The sequence below is a fragment of the Belnapia sp. AC561 genome, assembly GCF_979252845.1.
Genome location: NZ_CEEDBP010000040.1, coordinates 45632 through 60557, shown reverse-complemented (window position 1 = coordinate 60557; position 14926 = coordinate 45632). Strand labels below are relative to the sequence as shown.

Below are 14926 nucleotides of genomic sequence, written 5' to 3'. Positions count from 1 at the left end.
ATACTGCAGGCTGCTTAGGGCCGACACGCCGCAGCGCCCTTCCCGGGCCTGCCTTGGCGTGAGCGCTGACAGAACCGAACGCGGCCAGCCGCTCGGCATGGCCAGAGGCGCGGGTGGCGAGCGCATGGACGATCAGTCAGTGGCGATTCTCCGCCAACGCATGGCCTTGGCCCTGTACCACTTGGACTTCAGGCAGCGGAACCGGAGGCCGTGTGGGTGTCTTCGCGGGGGCAGGCGGTTCCCACGCTGACATGACATGCGCGGTGGGCATCGCCGCCTCGACTGCGACGGGTTCCACGAGAGTCGGCGCGATGACTGCCCGTTCGCCGGGAAGCCGCCATCCGAGGATGCTGCCTGAACATGCGCCACAACCCGCAATGGCCTGTCCTTCATCGCGCCGCCCGACGGTGCACGGTCTCGACGATCCTGGTTCCGGAAGCGCCTGTGCGGCGTGGGATGGTCAGCAGTTCCCGCCGGTCAGCGGCCTCCGGCTGGTCATCTTTGAAGCGGGCGAGGACGCGATCCTTGTCGTCCATGGACGTCCAGTATTGCGAGGTGAGGCGGCACCTCGGCGCCGCAGGGCACCTTGGGGGGGCGATCAACGATACGCGGCAATGAAAGATTGCTGAGGCAATCCGATTACTGAATTTCGGAAGCGGCACTCGGAAAACAAGGCCGCATTTCAATGGTTTAAGCTTGAGGGTAAAATCGGCCTACCCTCAAGGTTTGGAGACTCTCCGCTCTCTCCGGCCGAAATTCGGCACTGGTTCCGCCTTCGAACCATCAAGGTCCGCCCGCAAACTCCGGCCAACCCTGCGCCTCAGCGCGGTGCCCTGACCAGGAGAGACAGGTTGTGAGAGAGAAGAATGGAGCAGCGGTGGGAACCGGAATCCAACCTTCTCTGGGAGACAGCAGCGGCGGCTGCGCCACGGCTTGGCCGCACTACTGCGGTTGAACCGCCGCCGACGCGGCTCAGGCGCTACGAGCGGGAGCCGCGTTGCAGATACACCAGTTCAGTAGCAGCTCCTCTCCGTCGCAGTCGGTTCCTTGCTGGTGGACGCCTGGAGATCGGCGAAATTACTTAGCAACCGAGGCGTCACTAGATCCCGCTGGCTCAACAGTGCCTCTGCGCTGCAACCAAAGTGCGCCTGACCAGCATAGAATCGCCCAGGCGGAGCCGACACACCACCCAGCAAGAACGTCGGTCGGGTAATGCACCCCGAGATAGAGGCGACTGAGTCCGACCATCACGGTCAAGAACACGGCGAGGCCCATAAAATAGACCTTCACCCGGCCGTCGATGGTCAAGCGCGTCAACAGGGCGCCGATCGTCAGGAAGGTGACGGCTGATAACGTCGCATGCCCGCTGGGAAAGCTGGCCGTGAACACGCGAGCGGTGTGAACGATGTCAGGCCGAGGCCGGTCGAATCCCAGCTTTAGAAGCGTACTCACCATCGCACCCCCAAGCACGGCGACCGCCATCAGCAGCGCGGCGCCTCGCTTCTGGATTAGCATCAGGTAGCCGACGACGGCTGCCAGCACAAAGCCAAGAAAGACGAAACTGCCAAGCGCAGTCACGTCTCGACCCATTTCCTCGAACCAAGGTGGACCAATGGGGTCAGCGGGGTTGCCTGCCGCCCGCAGGGCCAGAATCACGGCGCTGTCAAACGCCGAGGTGTCCCCTTCGAGAACCTCCTCGGCCAGCATCCCAAAGCCCAGGAGTAGGGCCGCCACGACCAAGAAGGCGACCAGGAGGCCTACCTCCCTGCGGCCCAGGCGTGAGGTGAGCGATGCGGGAAGCCGTGCCACGCTGCGCATCATTGTGGCACCTTCGAAGCAACGCGTGATCTGGCAGTTTGGAGTACATTGACCAGCAGGATCGCGGCGCAGCCCAGAAACAGCGCAGCGCCGGCGGCGGCAAGGAACATCTGAGGGAGAATAAACCTGGCCAGCCCCACAGCAGCGCACCACAGCACTAAGGCCAGGGCGAGCGAGCCGTCGTCTACGAAGAGGCTGACAATCTCGGCCCCTATTGCGCGAATTGCCCTCATCAACCTGCCTCCATCATGGTCGCCCGGGATGGTTGCGCCCCGAGCCGGATGCCCAGCAGGGCGACGACGAGCAACCCGCCCGCGATGCCGACCAGAGCGAGGTCGTGGCCCGGCCATTCGATGCCCATGCCCTCGCCGGTCCAAAAGATCCCGAAGGCCTAGATGAGCACGCCCACGGCGAACTTCAGCGTGTTCTCGGGCACGCGCGCCAGCGGCTTATGTATCGCGACCGCGGCCGTGGTCACGAGCAGCGCTGCTGCCAAGGCGCCGAGAGCGGCCGGGCCGATCAGTGCGGGGCTGCCGGCGGCGACGGCCAGCACCAGGAAGGCGACCTCGACCCCCTCCAGCAGCACGCCCTTAAAGGCCGTGGCCATGGCGATGGGATCGACGCCCCAGCGTTGGGTGGTCTGCGCGAGCTTCAGGTTCGCGGTCTCGCTCTTGAAGATCGCATCTTCATCGTGGAGCGGGATGATGCCGGCGCCGCGCAAGATGGCCTTGCGCAGCCAGCGCATTCCGAACAGCAGGAGTAGGATGCCGACGAAGAGCTGCAGCGCCTGTTCCGGCAATTGCAAGAGCGCGGGGCCGAGTGCGAACACCAGCACGACCAGCGCCGCGAGCGCCAGGCCGGTGCCCACGAAGGCCGGTTTCCAGCCGCGCACGGTGCCGACGGCCAGCATGATGGTCGCCGCCTCGACGCATTCGACGAGCGAGGTGAGGAAGGCGGCGGAGACGGTGGGCGCGAGTTCGATCCAGGTCATGGCTTGCGGTTCCTGTGTTGATGGGCGAGGCGGTGCTGGGTGAGCGGTCCTGGAACGGGATGCCCGCCTCGACGGCACGGCGATCGAGACCGATATCCAGCAGCAGGCGGTCATCCATTGCGGCAAGCCGCCACCGGTCGGCCGCATAGCGCGCGGCCTTGGCCATGGGGCTCTCATCAGGCTGGCGCGGCCGTGGCCAACGCCACAGCGACTGCTGCGCATGGGACGTCGCCGTGCCTCGGAGGGCTGTGAGCACGATGCGGCACGGTGCGTCAGCCGACATCGTGGCGGGCCCCTGTGATCGAAGTGCGCAGGCCGTTGAGCCGATCCAGCGACGCCAGCGCCCGCGGACTGTCGGTCGCGGCGAGACCCAGGATCATCGCCTCGAGCGCAACCAGGGTCGCACCATGCAGCGCGATCCGGCGGCCGCGTGCGCGCCGGGCCGGCACTACGACGTCGGCGTGGCGGGCGAGCGAGCGGTCCAAGCTGTCCGTAACTAGCACGATTGGCAGGGCCAAGCGCTTCGCGTCGGCGAACAGCGCCACGACTTCGCGGTAGGCATGGCCGTACGCCAGGACCAGCAGCGCATCGCCCGGCCCGAGGTCGAGCATCTGGTCCGCCAGCGCGATGCCGCTGGCATCCAGCGCGCGGGCCGTGCGGCCGGCGCGCATCAGCAGCGTGGTGACGTAGCGCGCTAGCGCCCCGGAGGGGCCTATGCCGAACACCAGCACGCGGCGCGCGGGATGCAGGGTGGCCACGGCGGCGCGCAGCGTGGCGCGGGCTTCGGGCGTGGCCAGCGCCTCGACCGCTTCGCGCTGTGCCTCGATGGCGAAGTCCACGGCCCGGCCAGCCTCCTCGCCGCTTTCCGCCAGGGTGTGGCGCATCGCCTCGGCGGGGCTGGCAGGGCTGGCACTCAGCGCCGCAGCCAGCGCGCGCTTCAAATCCGGCAATCCGGCAAACCCCATCGCCCGGACGCTGCGCACGACCGTGGCGTCCGATGTGCCTGCGCGCGTGGCCAGTTCGGCGGCCGACAGCGAGAGCGCCAGAGGGCGGTTATCAGCCACGAAGCGCGCAACGCGTCGGGCGGCGGGCGAAAGGCTGGGCAAGGACGCCCCCAGTTGGTCGCCGAAGGGATCGGGGGATGTTGCATCGAAGGTAGGCTTTGAAATGGCTACTCTCTCGGGTCAGTCGCATATACAACATATCTTCTATTGTTGTAGTGAATGCGTCGCAACCCAGCCTGCAGTGCTGGCCGATCCGCAAAAATGCGACCGCTGGGCGTCCTCCCTTCACGTCGCCGAACGCTTTTGTCCAAAGCCCTGGAATAGACCCTCGTCTGCGGCATCTCACCTTCATCCCGTGTCGCGCCAGGCCGGGGCGATAACTCGCAGGAGCATCCGATTGACCCAAAACCCCACCATCGCCACGTCACGGCGCGATGTCCTGACGCTGGCCGCCGGCATGACCGTTGCGGCGGGGGCGATGGCGGCATCAACCGCCCAGGCGCAGCCCGCGCCAGGCCCCGCGGCCCCTGCCACCGCTCCAACCTCGGGCGACGGCGTCTGGATCTGCTGCGAGGACAGCAACACGCTTGTCGTCATCGATCCGGTCCGCCTCGTCGTGCAGACAACGGTGAACCTCACCTCCTTCGACGAGGATTCCCGCCCTCCCTTCCGCTTCGTGACGGGCGGCGTGATGCCGACGCATGGCGCCATGGTACAGAAGCCGCTCTATCACGGCGCCATCTCGATCCATGGCGCGGTGCCCAACCCCGATTCCACCCTGGTCGCCACTACTGGGCGCGGCACCAGCAACCTGTATTTGATCGACACCGCCACCCGCCGCGTCGTCGGCAACCGGCCCAACCCCCAGGCCTCCGCGCAAACCAATCCCGAACGCCTGACCAGCGGCGTCTTCCTGGGGCGCGAGCCGCATGAGCCCACCTTCACCCGCAACGGGCGGGAGCTTTGGGTCACGGTGCGCGGTGAGGACCGCATCGCGGTGCTCGACGTTCAGAAGGCTCGCGAGGAAAGTGCAGGCGGCCGTCCCGGCCAGGCCATCCGTGGCTTCGTCGATACTCTGCCCGGCCCGGCGCATGCGTGGTTCTCGGCCGATGGCCGCCGCGCCGCGGTGATCAGCCAGAAATCCTCGTTGATCGATCTACTCGATGTCAGCTACGACGCGGAAGGCTTCAGCACCGCACGACGCGCGACACAGATAGACATCAGCGCACAGGACCGGTTCGGCTTCAGCCCTTTCCTGAAGCTCAGCCCGGATGGGCGGGAATTCTGGATCAGCCACAAGCTGGCGGATTCGTTGTCCGTGCTGCCGGCCGATGGCCGGGCCATCGCAGAGACCATCCCGCTTGGTGCCCTGGCGCGACCCAACCATGTCGAGTTCGTCGAGAACGCCCAGGGCCGGGCGGTCTATGCCAGCCTGGCGCGCATCGATGACGGCGCGGGGCCGGGCGGCGGCGCATCCTCCAAGCTCGCCATCATCGACCGCTCCGCGCCGCTCGGGCAGCGCCGGGTGGTAGGCGAGATCGCGACCGGTGGGCGGGAGGCGCATGGGCTGTGGCTCGACCCAGCCGGCACGCGGTTGTTCGTGGCGCATGAGCAGGATGAGCTGCAGGGCACGCCTGGCGCCGGGCAGACGCTCTGCACGGTGCTCGACGTGACGGATCCGTTCCGGCCGCGCTTCGTCGATCGGGTGATGCTGGGCGATCTGGCACTGCCATCGGGCGGGCTGCGGAACAAGAAGGGCATCAACCTCGTCTTCATCCGGCCCGGTGCCAGAAGCGTCACGGCATGACCGGGGTGGTGCATGCGCATCACGGGCCGATGGGCGAAACGCCCCAGGACGATCCCTTCGCGCATGCCATGGCAGCGGCGATGGAGCGCATGATGGCCGCGATGCAGGCAACCCCACCCAGCGGCCATCCCGACCAGGATTTCCTGGCCATGATGGTGCCGCATCATGAAGGGGCGATTGAGATGGCCCGACTGGTGCTGGTGCATGGCCGCGACCCTCTGACGCGCCAGCTCGCCGAGGAGATCCTGGCTGGGCAAACCATCGAGGTCGCGGCGATGCAGGCGCGTTTCGCGGCATTGCGCAGCCCGACCGAGGAGTATCCCACCCTGGGTGGCACGCGCGGCGGCGGCCCCCGGCGGTGATGGGGGGCGGCGAGCCCGCGATGGCGGCACTGATCGAGCCGCATATCCCGGCGCTGCGCCGCTTCGCTTGGGCCCTGCTGCGCGACACCACCGCCGCCGATGACCTGGTGCAGGATTGCCTGGAGCGGGCTATCGCGCGCTGGCACCTCCGCCGACAGGACGCTGATGCGAAGGCCTGGCTTTTCGCCATCCTGCACAATCTGTTTCGCATGGGGCGGCGCAGCGCATCCCGCCGCGGCCAGGCCATGCCACTGGACGAGGAGGGCTGGATGGTCGCCGACCCCACTGCGGAGCACGTGGCCGAGCATCGGCTGATCTGGCGCGATGCGCTGCTCGCCCTCGATGCCCTGGCCGAGGAACAGCGCGTGGTGCTTTTGCTGGTGGGCGTCGAGGATTTTTCCTACGAGGCCGCGGCCCAACTCACCGGCGTGCCGGTCGGCACGGTGATGTCGCGGTTGTCGCGCGGGCGGGAAAGATTGCGCCGGCTCATTGCGGGAGATAGCGCCCCCGATACAGGCAAGCCTCAACTGAGGAGAGTGAAGTGACAGTGAATGGCGACCCGCTGCCGGTGGGCGAGGATGATCTGCAAGGCTGGCTCGATGGTCACCTGGGCCAGGAGAGACACGCGCGGGTCGAGGCGTGGCTCGCCGAAAATGCGGATACCGCAACCCGGTTCCGCGCCATGGCCACGCAGCGCCAGGCCCTGCGCAGCTCGCTGGGCGAACGGTATGCGGCGCCGGTTCCGGCGCGTCTGCGCGTCGCCCATCTGCTGACCGCGCGGCGTCAGTCCCGTCTGCACGGCTTACACCGGATAGCGGCCGTGGCGGCCTGGCTGCTGATCGGCGGAGTGGCGGGCTGGGCGGGGCATGGGCTGGTGCCGCAAGGCGCCACGGCGATGCGACCGATGGTGGCCGAGGCGCTGTCGGCGCATCGTGTGTTCGCGGCCGACGCGGCGCGGCCGGTCGAGGTCGCCGCGGCGCAGGAAGCGCAGCTGGTGGGCTGGCTGTCGAACCGGCTGGGCCGGCCGCTGGTGGCGCCCGACCTGGCGCCGCTTGGCTACAGTTTGCTGGGCGGGCGGCTGCTTGCGGGCGCGGCCGGGGACCCGGCGGCGCAGCTGATGTATGCCGGCCCTGGCGCCGAACGACTGACGGTGTACCTCCGCGCCGATCGGGCCGGTGGCGCAGGCACCGAGTTTCGTTTCGCCGAGATGCCGGCGCAGGGAGTCACCGCCTTCTGGTGGGTGGACAGGGGCTTCGGCTTCGCCGTCGCCGCAGAGGGGCTAGAGCGTGTGATGTTGCAACGCGTTGCCGAAAGCGTGCACCGGCAGGTGGCCCGGTCCCAGGCGTTGTGACCAGCAAGGCGTGTCTGCCGAAGAAAGCCGAAACAGGAGGAAGTCCATGACAATGTTCAACCGTCGCCACGCGCTGCATCTGGCCGCCGGGCTAGGTCTTGCCGGCGTCGCCACGGCCCGAGCGCAGACCATCACGCTGCCCTTCGCCAATGGCGAGCGGCCATTGGTGCAATACCCGCAAAAGCGACCGCTGATCCGTCTGACGTCCCGACCGCCTCAGCTTGAAACGCCATTCTCGGTGTTCGGCGAGGGCGTCATCACGCCGAATGATGCGTTCTTCGTGCGTTACCATCTCTCCGGCAACGTGCCGCCGCAGGACCTCGATCCTGAGACCTACCGCCTGGCGGTCACGGGCCGGGTGACGCGGCCACTCTCCCTATCGCTCGCAGAGATCAAGGCGCTGCCGGCCACGGAGGTGGTCGCGGTGCATCAATGCTCGGGCAATAGCCGCGGCTTTTCCGAACCCCGCGTCGGCGGTGGCCAGGCTGCCCACGGGTTGATGGGCAATGCCCTCTGGCGCGGCGTGACGCTGAAATCGGTGCTGGAACGCGCCGGCATCGCCTCTGGCGCGGTCGAAGTCAGCTTCAACGGGCTCGATGAACCCCCCGCACCCGACACGCCGGATTTCACCAAATCGCTGCGCCTGGATCACGCCACCGATGGCCAGGTTATGCTGGCCTGGGCGATGAATGGCGCGGATCTGCCAGTGCTGAACGGCTATCCGCTGCGGCTCGTCGTTCCGGGCTATTTCGGCACCTACTGGGTCAAGCACCTGCATGAGATCACCGTGCTCGACAAGCCATCTGATAGCTTCTGGATGGCTTCGGCCTATCGCGTTCCCGACAATGACTGCGCCTGCGTTCCGGCCGGCGCCCCGGCGGGACCTACGCGGCCGATCGGCAAGTTCAATATCCGCAGCTTCATCACTGCGCCGGCCGAGGCTGGCCGCGTGGCGGCGGGACGGCCGGTAACCGTCACCGGCATCGCCTTCGATGGCGGCACAGGCATCGCCAAGGTCGAGGTTTCCGCCGATGGCGGGAGGAGGTGGGTGGATGCGCGGCTGGAGACGGCGCTGAGCCGCTATTCCTTTCGCCGTTTCGCGGTGGAGGTCACCTTGCCGGCTGGCGTGCACGGGCTGATGGCGCGAGCCACCAGCACCGCGGGCGAAACCCAACCGATGGAGGCGCGCTGGAACCCGGCCGGCTACATGCGGAACGTGGTGGAAACCGTGACCGTGACGGCGGCCTAAGGGAGATGGACATGCGAAACATCATCATCACGCCCATGCTGGCGGGCGCCGTGGCGTTCGGCCTGATGTCGGCCGTGGATGCCCGTCCAGTCCAGTACGACCTCCCCGAGGAGACCGCCGAACTTGCCCCGGGGCCAGGCCTCGACGTGGTGCAGGGCAATTGCGGCGCATGCCATTCGGCCGATTACATCACGACGCAGCCACGCAATTTCCGTGATCCGGCGGCGTTTTGGCAGGCCGAGGTGACCAAGATGCGTCACGTCTATGGCGCGCCGATCGACGAATCGGATGTGCCGGCGATCGTCGCCTATCTCGCGGCGACTTACGGTCGGTAGAGGGCCGCGGCACCCGGTGCGGAGAGCGGGTGCTGTCCACTATTCACATCCGAGGAAGAGGCATTGGCGATGCTCAGGTTCATCCTTTTGACGTGCCTCGCAGTCACGGCCGCCATCCCAGCTCGCGCCGACGACATGATCGCGGTGCGAAGCGGCCGGCCAGTGACCGAGACTCTCGACCGGCTGCAGGCGGTGGTCATCGCCGGCGGGTTCTTCCTCGTCGGCCGGGTGCGGCATTCCGAGGCGGCGATGGGCGTGGGTCTGAGCCTGCGCCCCACCGAACTGATGATCTTCGGAAGGCCCCAGGGCGGCACGCCGATCATGGTGTGCAATCAGCGTGCGGGCATCGACCTGCCGCTCAGGGCCCTGGCCTGGCAGGATGAAGCTGGGCAGGTGTGGTTGGGCATGATCGACCCCCAATCGTTGAAGCCGCGCTGGGACCTGCCGGCCGCCTGCGATGCGCCGCTCGCGGCGATGGAGGCAGGGGTGCGGCGGTTCCTGGCCGAAGCAACCGCGCCATAGCGTCGGTCACATTCATCGCAGCACCCAGCGGATCAGCAGCGCCACTGCGCCGACAGCGGCCACCCCGGCCAGCCACAGCGCCGCGAACCACAAGGCACGGATGAGCGCGGGCGGCATCAGTGGTAGCCTGCCCCATGCTCGACCTTGCCGCGAAACAGCCAGTACACGTATCCCGTGTAGCCGAGTATCACCGGCAGCAGGATGGCCGCACCCACCAGCAGGAAGCGCTGCGAGGAGGGTGCGGCCGCGGCATCCCACAGGGTGACGCCAGGCGGCACGATATACGGCCAGAGGCTGAAGCCCAGGCCGAGATAGCTGAGCAGAAACAGCGTCAGGGCCAGCAGCAGCGGCGTGATGTCGCGCGGCGCCGGACCTCCGACGGGTGCCGCATCATGCCGGGACAGGCGCAGCAGCGAGAGGCGAAAACGCCACGCCGCCAGCACGGTCAGCACCGGCACTGGGGCCGCGATCAGCAGCCCTGGATAGCCCAGCCAACGCGTCCTGAACCCGGCCTGCGATACCAGCATCCAAAGGCTCACCACGCCGATGCAGGCCAGCAGGCCGCAGCCCAGGATGAACGCCAGCCGGCGGGCGGTCTCCGCCAGCGGGCCAGTGGCCTTCCAGATCAGCCAGCAGGCGCCCAGCAGCCCGTAGCCGACCAGCAGCGATAGGCCGGTGAAGACCGAGAACAGCGTCAGCCAATCCCACCAGCCGCCGGCATAGGCGCCGTGCTCGACCCTGATGCCCTGCACCAGCGCGCCCAGCGCGATGCCCTGGCAGAAGGTGGCAACCACGCTGCCCCAGGCGAAGGCGCGGTCCCACCACGCTCGAGCGCGGTTGGAATGGGTGCGGAAGCGCATCTCGAAGGACACGCCGCGGCCGATCAGCGCCAGCAGCATGCTGATCAGCGGCATGTAGAGCGCCGGCAGGATCGTTGCATAGGCCAGTGGAAAGGCGGCGAACAGGCCCGCGCCCCCGAACACCAGCCAGGTCTCGTTGCCATCCCAGATCGGGGCAATGGAGTTCACCATCACGTCGCGGTCGGCCTGCGCGCGGAACCAGGGGAACAGGATGCCCAGGCCGAGGTCGAAGCCATCCATGCAGACATAGAAGAACACCGCGGCCGCGATGATCACCGCCCAGATGACAGGCAGCCAGGACAGGGTTTCCGTCGTCATGGCCGGGCCTCATGCAGGGTGGCGGTGGTGTCCCCGGTGGTGGGATCCTGCCCGGCCACGGTGCCGGCGGTGCGGATGGGCTCCGCGGGGGATGGCCCGGCCTCGGCCGCATGCGGCGCCGTCGCCATCAAGTGGAGCACGGTCCACACACCGGCGCCGAAGACGACGAAGTAGGTGACGATGAAGGCCAGCAGGGAGGTCGCCACCGCAGGTGCGACGATGGGGGCCACGCTGTCCGCCGTGCGCAGCAGGCCATAGGCGGTGAAGGGCTGGCGCCCGGTCTCGGTGGTGATCCAGCCGGCGATGACCGCGACCAGCCCGGACGGCCCCATGACCACGACGGCGCGCTGAAACCAGCGCGCGCCATACATCTGGCCGCGCCAGCGCAGCCACAGCGAGATGGCGCCCACCAGCAGCATCAGGCTGCCCAGGCCGACCATCACGCGAAACGCCCAGAACACCAGAGGCACGTTGGTGGGACGCGCATCAGGGGCGAAGTCGCGCAAGCCCGGCGTCGCGCCATTCCATTCATGGGTCAGCACCAGGGCGCTGAGATGCGGGATGGAAAGCGCGTAGCGGGTGGTTTCCGTGGCCGCATCCGGCAGGCCGAACAGGATCAACGGCGCGCCGCTCTGCCCCTCCCAATGGCCTTCCATCGCTGCGACCTTCTGCGGTTGATGCGCCAGGGTGTTGAGGCCCTGCGCGTCGCCCAGGCCGATCTGCACGGGCGCCACCACGGCGGCCATCCACATCGCCATCGAGAACATCAGCCGTGCGCGCGGATTGGCCGCGTCGCGCAGCAGATGCCAGGCGGCGACCGCGCCCACGATGAAGGCGGTCGTGAGATAGGCGGCGGTGACGGTATGCGCGAGGCGATAGGGGAAGGAGGGGTTGAAGACGATCGCCCACCAATCCTCCGGCATGAAGCGGCCATCGGGCGCCACGCTGTAGCCGGCCGGCGTGTGCATCCATGAATTGGCCGAGAGAATCCAGAAGGCCGAGAGCAGGGTGCCTGATGCCACCAGGCAGGTGGCCGCGAAATGCAGCCGCGGGCCGACCTTCTTCAGGCCGAACAGCATGACGCCTAGGAAGCCGGCTTCCAGGAAAAATGCCGAGAGCACCTCATAGGCCATCAATGGACCGAGGATATTGCCGGTGCGCACCGCGAACACCGACCAATTGGTACCGAACTGGTAGGACATCACCACGCCGGAGACGACGCCCATGGCGAAGACGATGGCAAAGATCTTCAGCCAGTATTGGAACACATCCAGATAGACCGCCCGCCCGGTCCACAGCCAGAGCCCTTCCAGCACCGCCAAGTAGCTGGCCAGGCCGATGGTGAAGGCCGGAAAGATGAAGTGGAAGGTGACGGTGAAGGCGAATTGCAGGCGGGCGAGGTCGAGCGCGCTCGGAAGGTCAGACCATGACATGGCGGAATACCCTGATGACGGCGTGGCGGATGTCAAACCGGCATGTCGTGCGCGTGGACGTGGTGTGCCGCATGCCGGGCCAGGATATCCATGCCGCGTTGCTCCAGCTCCGGCGAACGGGTGCGAACCCAGAGAAGCTGGCCGCCCATCTCCGTCTGTTCGGCGTGATGCGTGGCGCGACGACGGGCCAGGAGCACGGCCAGGAAGGCGCCGAGCACCGCCCCGGCACCACCGCTGGCGATCGCCAGTCCGGTCACGGCCAGCGTGGTGGCGCCGACGGCAGTGGCGGCGCCTGCGGCGCTGAGGGCGGGAATGACGGCGAAGCCGCCGATCAGCCCGCCCTCGGCATTGCCCAGCGCTTCAGTGCAGAAATGGTCGGTGCGTGGGGCTTGCGGGTCATCGGCGAGTTGCTCGGCCCTGTTGCCTGGCGCGTCACCGGCTTCGGCGAGCAGGCTCACCTCGCAACGGTCGAAGCCGGAGACGAGGAGTTCATCCACCGCCTGCTCCAGCGCCGCATGGTCGTCGAACAGGCCCACCACCTCGCGCACGGCGCGGATTTCGGTCCAGGCGGGGGCCGGGTTGGCTGTGTCGTCGGGGTTGGGGGCGGTATCGTCGGTGCGGATGGGCATGAGTATCTCCGTGGGATCGCAGGGGCAGGGCTCTGACTGGGGGTCGGTCATCACCGTGACCGGCACGCTGCACGCCGGCATTCAATCCATCCAACGATAAAATCGTATCAAACATATCTGTATTTTAGCTTGATCTGCACGAGCAGGACGGAATCAATCAGTTTTCAGGATTGGTTTCATTCGATCCATCCGTTGGACGTGAAACCCCACCGTCCCGAAACTCCGGCCACACCCGACAAGGACCGGAACACGACCATGTCCGCCACGACCGACACCCTGACACCAGCCCCGGCCCTGTACCGGCTGCCCGCCCTGCTGCCGGGCATCCTGCTGTGCATCGCCGTCACCCTGGCCGCCATCGCCCTGGAGCATGTCGAGGCGAGGCTTTTCGGCCGCGCCTGGTTGGAGGCGCTGGTGCTGGCCATCCTGCTCGGCGCCGCGCTGCGCACCGCCTGGACGCCGGCCGCCCGCTGGCATCCCGGTATCGCCTTCAGCGCCAAATTCCTGCTGGAGACGGCGGTGGTGCTGCTCGGCGCCTCGGTCAGCGCGGCCACCATCCTGGCGGTGGGGCCGGCGCTGCTGCTGGGCATCGCGGGCTTCGTCGCCGTGGCGGTGGCGGGCGGCTATGGGCTGTGCCGGCTGCTTGGCCTGCCGCGCCGGATGGCGATCCTGGTGGCCTGCGGCAATGCCATCTGCGGCAATTCGGCCATTGCCGCAGTGGCCCCGGTGATCGGCGCGGATGGCGACGAGGTCGCCTCCTCCATCGCCTTCACCGCCGTGCTGGGTGTGCTGGCCGTGCTGGGGCTCCCGCTGCTGGTGCCGGCGCTGGGGCTGAGCGGCACGCAATTCGGCGTGCTGGCGGGGCTGACCGTCTATGCCGTGCCGCAGGTGCTGGCGGCGACAACACCCATCGGCGCCCTGGCGGTGCAGGTCGGCACGCTGGTCAAGCTGGTGCGGGTGCTGATGCTGGGACCGGTCGTGCTGGCGCTGTCGTTGTTGACGCCGCGCCTGCGCGAGGAGCCTGACGAAGCCGCGCCGCAGGTCACCGCCGGCGACCGACCGCGGCCGGGCCGGCCGCCGCTGCATCGGCTGGTGCCCTGGTTCATCCTGGGCTTCCTCGCCATGAGCGGGTTGCGCTCCCTCGGCCTGGTGCCGCAGGCGGTGCTGGCCCCGCTCGCCACCTTGGCGATGGTGCTGACGGTGATCTCGATGGCGGCACTCGGCCTGGGTGTGGATGTGCAAGTGGTGGCGGGCGCCGGCGGGCGGGTGACGGCGGCTGTCAGCCTGTCGCTGCTGGCGCTTGGCGGGCTGGGGCTTGGTCTGATTCGCCTGCTGGGCATCGCCTGATCAGGCGGCGGCGATCAGCCGCAGCAAGGCCTCGGCGGCGCGGCTGGGCTGCCGCTCCCGATGCCGCAGCACATGGAAGGCGCGCTCGGGCAACGCGAGCGGGACCTGGTGCAGCAGCCCTGCCTCCAGGCTGGGCACGGCGACGGAAGCGGAAATGACGGTGGCGCCCATGCCGGCCTCGACCGCGGCGCGCACGGCTTCGTTGGAGGGCATCTCCAGCGCCACGCGCAGGCTGCCCGGCGCGATGCCCGCCGCCGCCAACGCCGCCTCGAAGGCCGAGCGTGTGCCGGAGCCGGGCTCGCGCAACACCCATTCCCCCTCCGCAGCGGCCTGTTGCAGGGTCAGCGCCGGGGTGGCGGCCCCAGCGGTGACCCATGGATGGTCCGGCGGCACCACCAGCACAAGCTGATCGGTGGCGACCGTGGTGCTGTCCAATTGGCCGTCCTCCACCGCGCCCTCGACGAAGCCGAGTTCAGCCAGGCCGTCATGCACCGCGGCCGCCACCTGCGCGGTGTTGCCCACAGCCAGCCGTATCTCGATGCCGGGATGGGCGCGGCGGAAAGCGACGAGGTGGCGCGGCAGCCAGTAGCTGGCGATGGTCTGGCTGGCCTGCACCGAGAGCACGCCGCGCACCAGCCCGCCCAGCTCGGCCAGGGTGAGCTCGGCAGCCTCGGCCTGGGCCAGGACCGCGCGGGCCTCGCCCAGGAAGCGCTGTCCGGCCTCGGTCAGCTCGATACCGCGGCCCACGCGGTTGAACAGCTTGATGCCGTGGGCGGCCTCCAGCGCCGCCACCGCGGCACTGGCCGCGGATTGCGCGATGTTCAGCGCCTCGGCCGCGCGCGTGACATGCTGGCGTTCGGCCACGGCCACGAAAACGCGCAATTGTTCCAGGGTCATTCG

General features: G+C 68.2%; 18 protein-coding genes. 8 read left to right on the top strand and 10 right to left on the bottom strand.

Annotated features, from left to right (window positions below):
* Nucleotides 1-389: 389 nt before the first annotated feature.
* From AC0IW9_RS25070 to AC0IW9_RS25045, 6 genes are all read right to left on the bottom strand, one after another.
* Entirely contained in the window at nucleotides 390-536 is a 147-nt protein-coding gene (locus tag AC0IW9_RS25070) for a hypothetical protein (protein WP_471651024.1), read from the bottom strand.
* 541 nt (nucleotides 537-1077) lie between these two features.
* Nucleotides 1078-1821, bottom strand: coding sequence for a phosphatase PAP2 family protein (locus tag AC0IW9_RS25065; protein ID WP_290316430.1), 744 nt, complete (start codon nucleotides 1819-1821; stop codon nucleotides 1078-1080).
* A complete protein-coding gene (locus AC0IW9_RS25060; RefSeq protein WP_290316429.1) occupies nucleotides 1818-2051 on the bottom strand; it encodes a hypothetical protein in 234 nt (77 codons plus the stop codon). Before AC0IW9_RS25060 ends, AC0IW9_RS25065 begins: the two co-directional genes overlap by 4 nt.
* On the bottom strand, nucleotides 2051-2179 hold the full coding sequence (locus AC0IW9_RS25055) for a hypothetical protein (RefSeq protein WP_290316428.1): 129 nt from the start codon (nucleotides 2177-2179) through the stop codon (nucleotides 2051-2053). Before AC0IW9_RS25055 ends, AC0IW9_RS25060 begins: the two co-directional genes overlap by 1 nt.
* A 30-nt stretch (nucleotides 2180-2209) precedes the next feature.
* Nucleotides 2210-2809 carry a TMEM165/GDT1 family protein gene (locus AC0IW9_RS25050; RefSeq protein ID WP_290316427.1) on the bottom strand — a complete coding sequence of 200 codons (600 nt, stop codon included), beginning with the start codon at nucleotides 2807-2809 and terminating at the stop codon, nucleotides 2210-2212.
* Between the two features lie 272 nt (nucleotides 2810-3081).
* A complete protein-coding gene (locus AC0IW9_RS25045) occupies nucleotides 3082-3915 on the bottom strand; it encodes a MurR/RpiR family transcriptional regulator (RefSeq protein ID WP_290316426.1) in 834 nt (277 codons plus the stop codon).
* A 295-nt stretch (nucleotides 3916-4210) separates the two neighbouring features.
* Here AC0IW9_RS25045 and AC0IW9_RS25040 point away from each other — a divergent pair, with 295 nt between their 5' ends.
* From AC0IW9_RS25040 to AC0IW9_RS25010, 7 genes are all read left to right on the top strand, one after another.
* A complete protein-coding gene (locus AC0IW9_RS25040) occupies nucleotides 4211-5620 on the top strand; it encodes a YncE family protein (protein ID WP_471651023.1) in 1410 nt (469 codons plus the stop codon).
* Complete coding sequence (locus AC0IW9_RS25035) at nucleotides 5617-5982, top strand: DUF305 domain-containing protein (RefSeq protein ID WP_290316424.1); 366 nt, start codon at nucleotides 5617-5619, stop codon at nucleotides 5980-5982. Before AC0IW9_RS25040 ends, AC0IW9_RS25035 begins: the two co-directional genes overlap by 4 nt.
* A gap of 20 nt (nucleotides 5983-6002) precedes the next feature.
* On the top strand, nucleotides 6003-6527 hold the full coding sequence (locus AC0IW9_RS25030; protein ID WP_290316423.1) for an RNA polymerase sigma factor: 525 nt from the start codon (nucleotides 6003-6005) through the stop codon (nucleotides 6525-6527).
* On the top strand, nucleotides 6524-7333 hold the full coding sequence (locus AC0IW9_RS25025; protein WP_290316422.1) for an anti-sigma factor family protein: 810 nt from the start codon (nucleotides 6524-6526) through the stop codon (nucleotides 7331-7333). The genes AC0IW9_RS25030 and AC0IW9_RS25025 overlap by 4 nt, the downstream gene beginning before the upstream one ends.
* Before the next feature lie 46 nt (nucleotides 7334-7379).
* The gene (sorA, locus tag AC0IW9_RS25020) at nucleotides 7380-8582 is read left to right on the top strand and encodes a SorA family sulfite dehydrogenase catalytic subunit (RefSeq protein ID WP_290316421.1); all 1203 of its coding nucleotides are present in this window, start codon (nucleotides 7380-7382) and stop codon (nucleotides 8580-8582) included.
* Nucleotides 8583-8593: 11 nt separating this feature from the next.
* On the top strand, nucleotides 8594-8917 hold the full coding sequence (gene sorB / locus AC0IW9_RS25015; protein ID WP_290316420.1) for a SorB family sulfite dehydrogenase c-type cytochrome subunit: 324 nt from the start codon (nucleotides 8594-8596) through the stop codon (nucleotides 8915-8917).
* Between the two features lie 69 nt (nucleotides 8918-8986).
* Nucleotides 8987-9439 (top strand): DUF302 domain-containing protein, encoded by a 453-nt coding sequence (locus tag AC0IW9_RS25010; protein WP_290316435.1) that lies wholly within the window; start codon nucleotides 8987-8989, stop codon nucleotides 9437-9439.
* Nucleotides 9440-9555: 116 nt separating this feature from the next.
* Here AC0IW9_RS25010 and cydB read toward each other — a convergent pair whose 3' ends face one another.
* Genes cydB through AC0IW9_RS24995 form a run of 3 tightly spaced genes read right to left on the bottom strand, consistent with a single transcriptional unit; the run spans nucleotide 9556 to nucleotide 12679 of the window.
* Nucleotides 9556-10617 carry a cytochrome d ubiquinol oxidase subunit II gene (gene cydB / locus AC0IW9_RS25005; protein WP_290316419.1) on the bottom strand — a complete coding sequence of 354 codons (1062 nt, stop codon included), beginning with the start codon at nucleotides 10615-10617 and terminating at the stop codon, nucleotides 9556-9558.
* Nucleotides 10614-12050: a cytochrome ubiquinol oxidase subunit I gene (locus tag AC0IW9_RS25000; protein WP_471651022.1), complete on the bottom strand. Its 1437-nt coding sequence runs from the start codon at nucleotides 12048-12050 to the stop codon at nucleotides 10614-10616. Before AC0IW9_RS25000 ends, cydB begins: the two co-directional genes overlap by 4 nt.
* 32 nt (nucleotides 12051-12082) lie before the next feature.
* Nucleotides 12083-12679 (bottom strand): hypothetical protein, encoded by a 597-nt coding sequence (locus AC0IW9_RS24995; RefSeq protein WP_290316417.1) that lies wholly within the window; start codon nucleotides 12677-12679, stop codon nucleotides 12083-12085.
* Nucleotides 12680-12934: 255 nt separating this feature from the next.
* Here AC0IW9_RS24995 and AC0IW9_RS24990 point away from each other — a divergent pair, with 255 nt between their 5' ends.
* Nucleotides 12935-14026, top strand: a complete 1092-nt coding sequence (locus tag AC0IW9_RS24990; protein WP_290316416.1) for a YeiH family protein — start codon at nucleotides 12935-12937, stop codon at nucleotides 14024-14026.
* On the opposite strand, the gene AC0IW9_RS24985 is transcribed toward AC0IW9_RS24990, so the two are convergent.
* Entirely contained in the window at nucleotides 14027-14923 is an 897-nt protein-coding gene (locus tag AC0IW9_RS24985) for a LysR family transcriptional regulator (protein ID WP_290316434.1), read from the bottom strand.
* Nucleotides 14924-14926: the final 3 nt, after the last annotated feature.

Bases quoted from the DNA above. Each gene is read 5' to 3' on its own strand.
- AC0IW9_RS25035 (WP_290316424.1), top strand. From the start codon at position 5,617: ATGACCGGGGTGGTGCATGCGCATCACGGGCCGATGGGCGAAACGCCC.
- AC0IW9_RS25030 (WP_290316423.1), top strand. From the start codon at position 6,003: ATGGCGGCACTGATCGAGCCGCATATCCCGGCGCTGCGCCGCTTCGCT.
- AC0IW9_RS24995 (WP_290316417.1), bottom strand. From the start codon at position 12,679: ATGCCCATCCGCACCGACGATACCGCCCCCAACCCCGACGACACAGCC.
- sorA (WP_290316421.1), top strand. From the start codon at position 7,380: ATGACAATGTTCAACCGTCGCCACGCGCTGCATCTGGCCGCCGGGCTA.
- cydB (WP_290316419.1), bottom strand. From the start codon at position 10,617: ATGACGACGGAAACCCTGTCCTGGCTGCCTGTCATCTGGGCGGTGATC.
- AC0IW9_RS25010 (WP_290316435.1), top strand. From the start codon at position 8,987: ATGCTCAGGTTCATCCTTTTGACGTGCCTCGCAGTCACGGCCGCCATC.
- AC0IW9_RS24985 (WP_290316434.1), bottom strand. From the start codon at position 14,923: ATGACCCTGGAACAATTGCGCGTTTTCGTGGCCGTGGCCGAACGCCAG.
- AC0IW9_RS25065 (WP_290316430.1), bottom strand. From the start codon at position 1,821: ATGATGCGCAGCGTGGCACGGCTTCCCGCATCGCTCACCTCACGCCTG.
- AC0IW9_RS25060 (WP_290316429.1), bottom strand. From the start codon at position 2,051: ATGAGGGCAATTCGCGCAATAGGGGCCGAGATTGTCAGCCTCTTCGTA.
- AC0IW9_RS25055 (WP_290316428.1), bottom strand. From the start codon at position 2,179: ATGGGCATCGAATGGCCGGGCCACGACCTCGCTCTGGTCGGCATCGCG.
- AC0IW9_RS25000 (WP_471651022.1), bottom strand. From the start codon at position 12,050: ATGTCATGGTCTGACCTTCCGAGCGCGCTCGACCTCGCCCGCCTGCAA.
- AC0IW9_RS25050 (WP_290316427.1), bottom strand. From the start codon at position 2,809: ATGACCTGGATCGAACTCGCGCCCACCGTCTCCGCCGCCTTCCTCACC.
- sorB (WP_290316420.1), top strand. From the start codon at position 8,594: ATGCGAAACATCATCATCACGCCCATGCTGGCGGGCGCCGTGGCGTTC.
- AC0IW9_RS25070 (WP_471651024.1), bottom strand. From the start codon at position 536: ATGGACGACAAGGATCGCGTCCTCGCCCGCTTCAAAGATGACCAGCCG.
- AC0IW9_RS24990 (WP_290316416.1), top strand. From the start codon at position 12,935: ATGTCCGCCACGACCGACACCCTGACACCAGCCCCGGCCCTGTACCGG.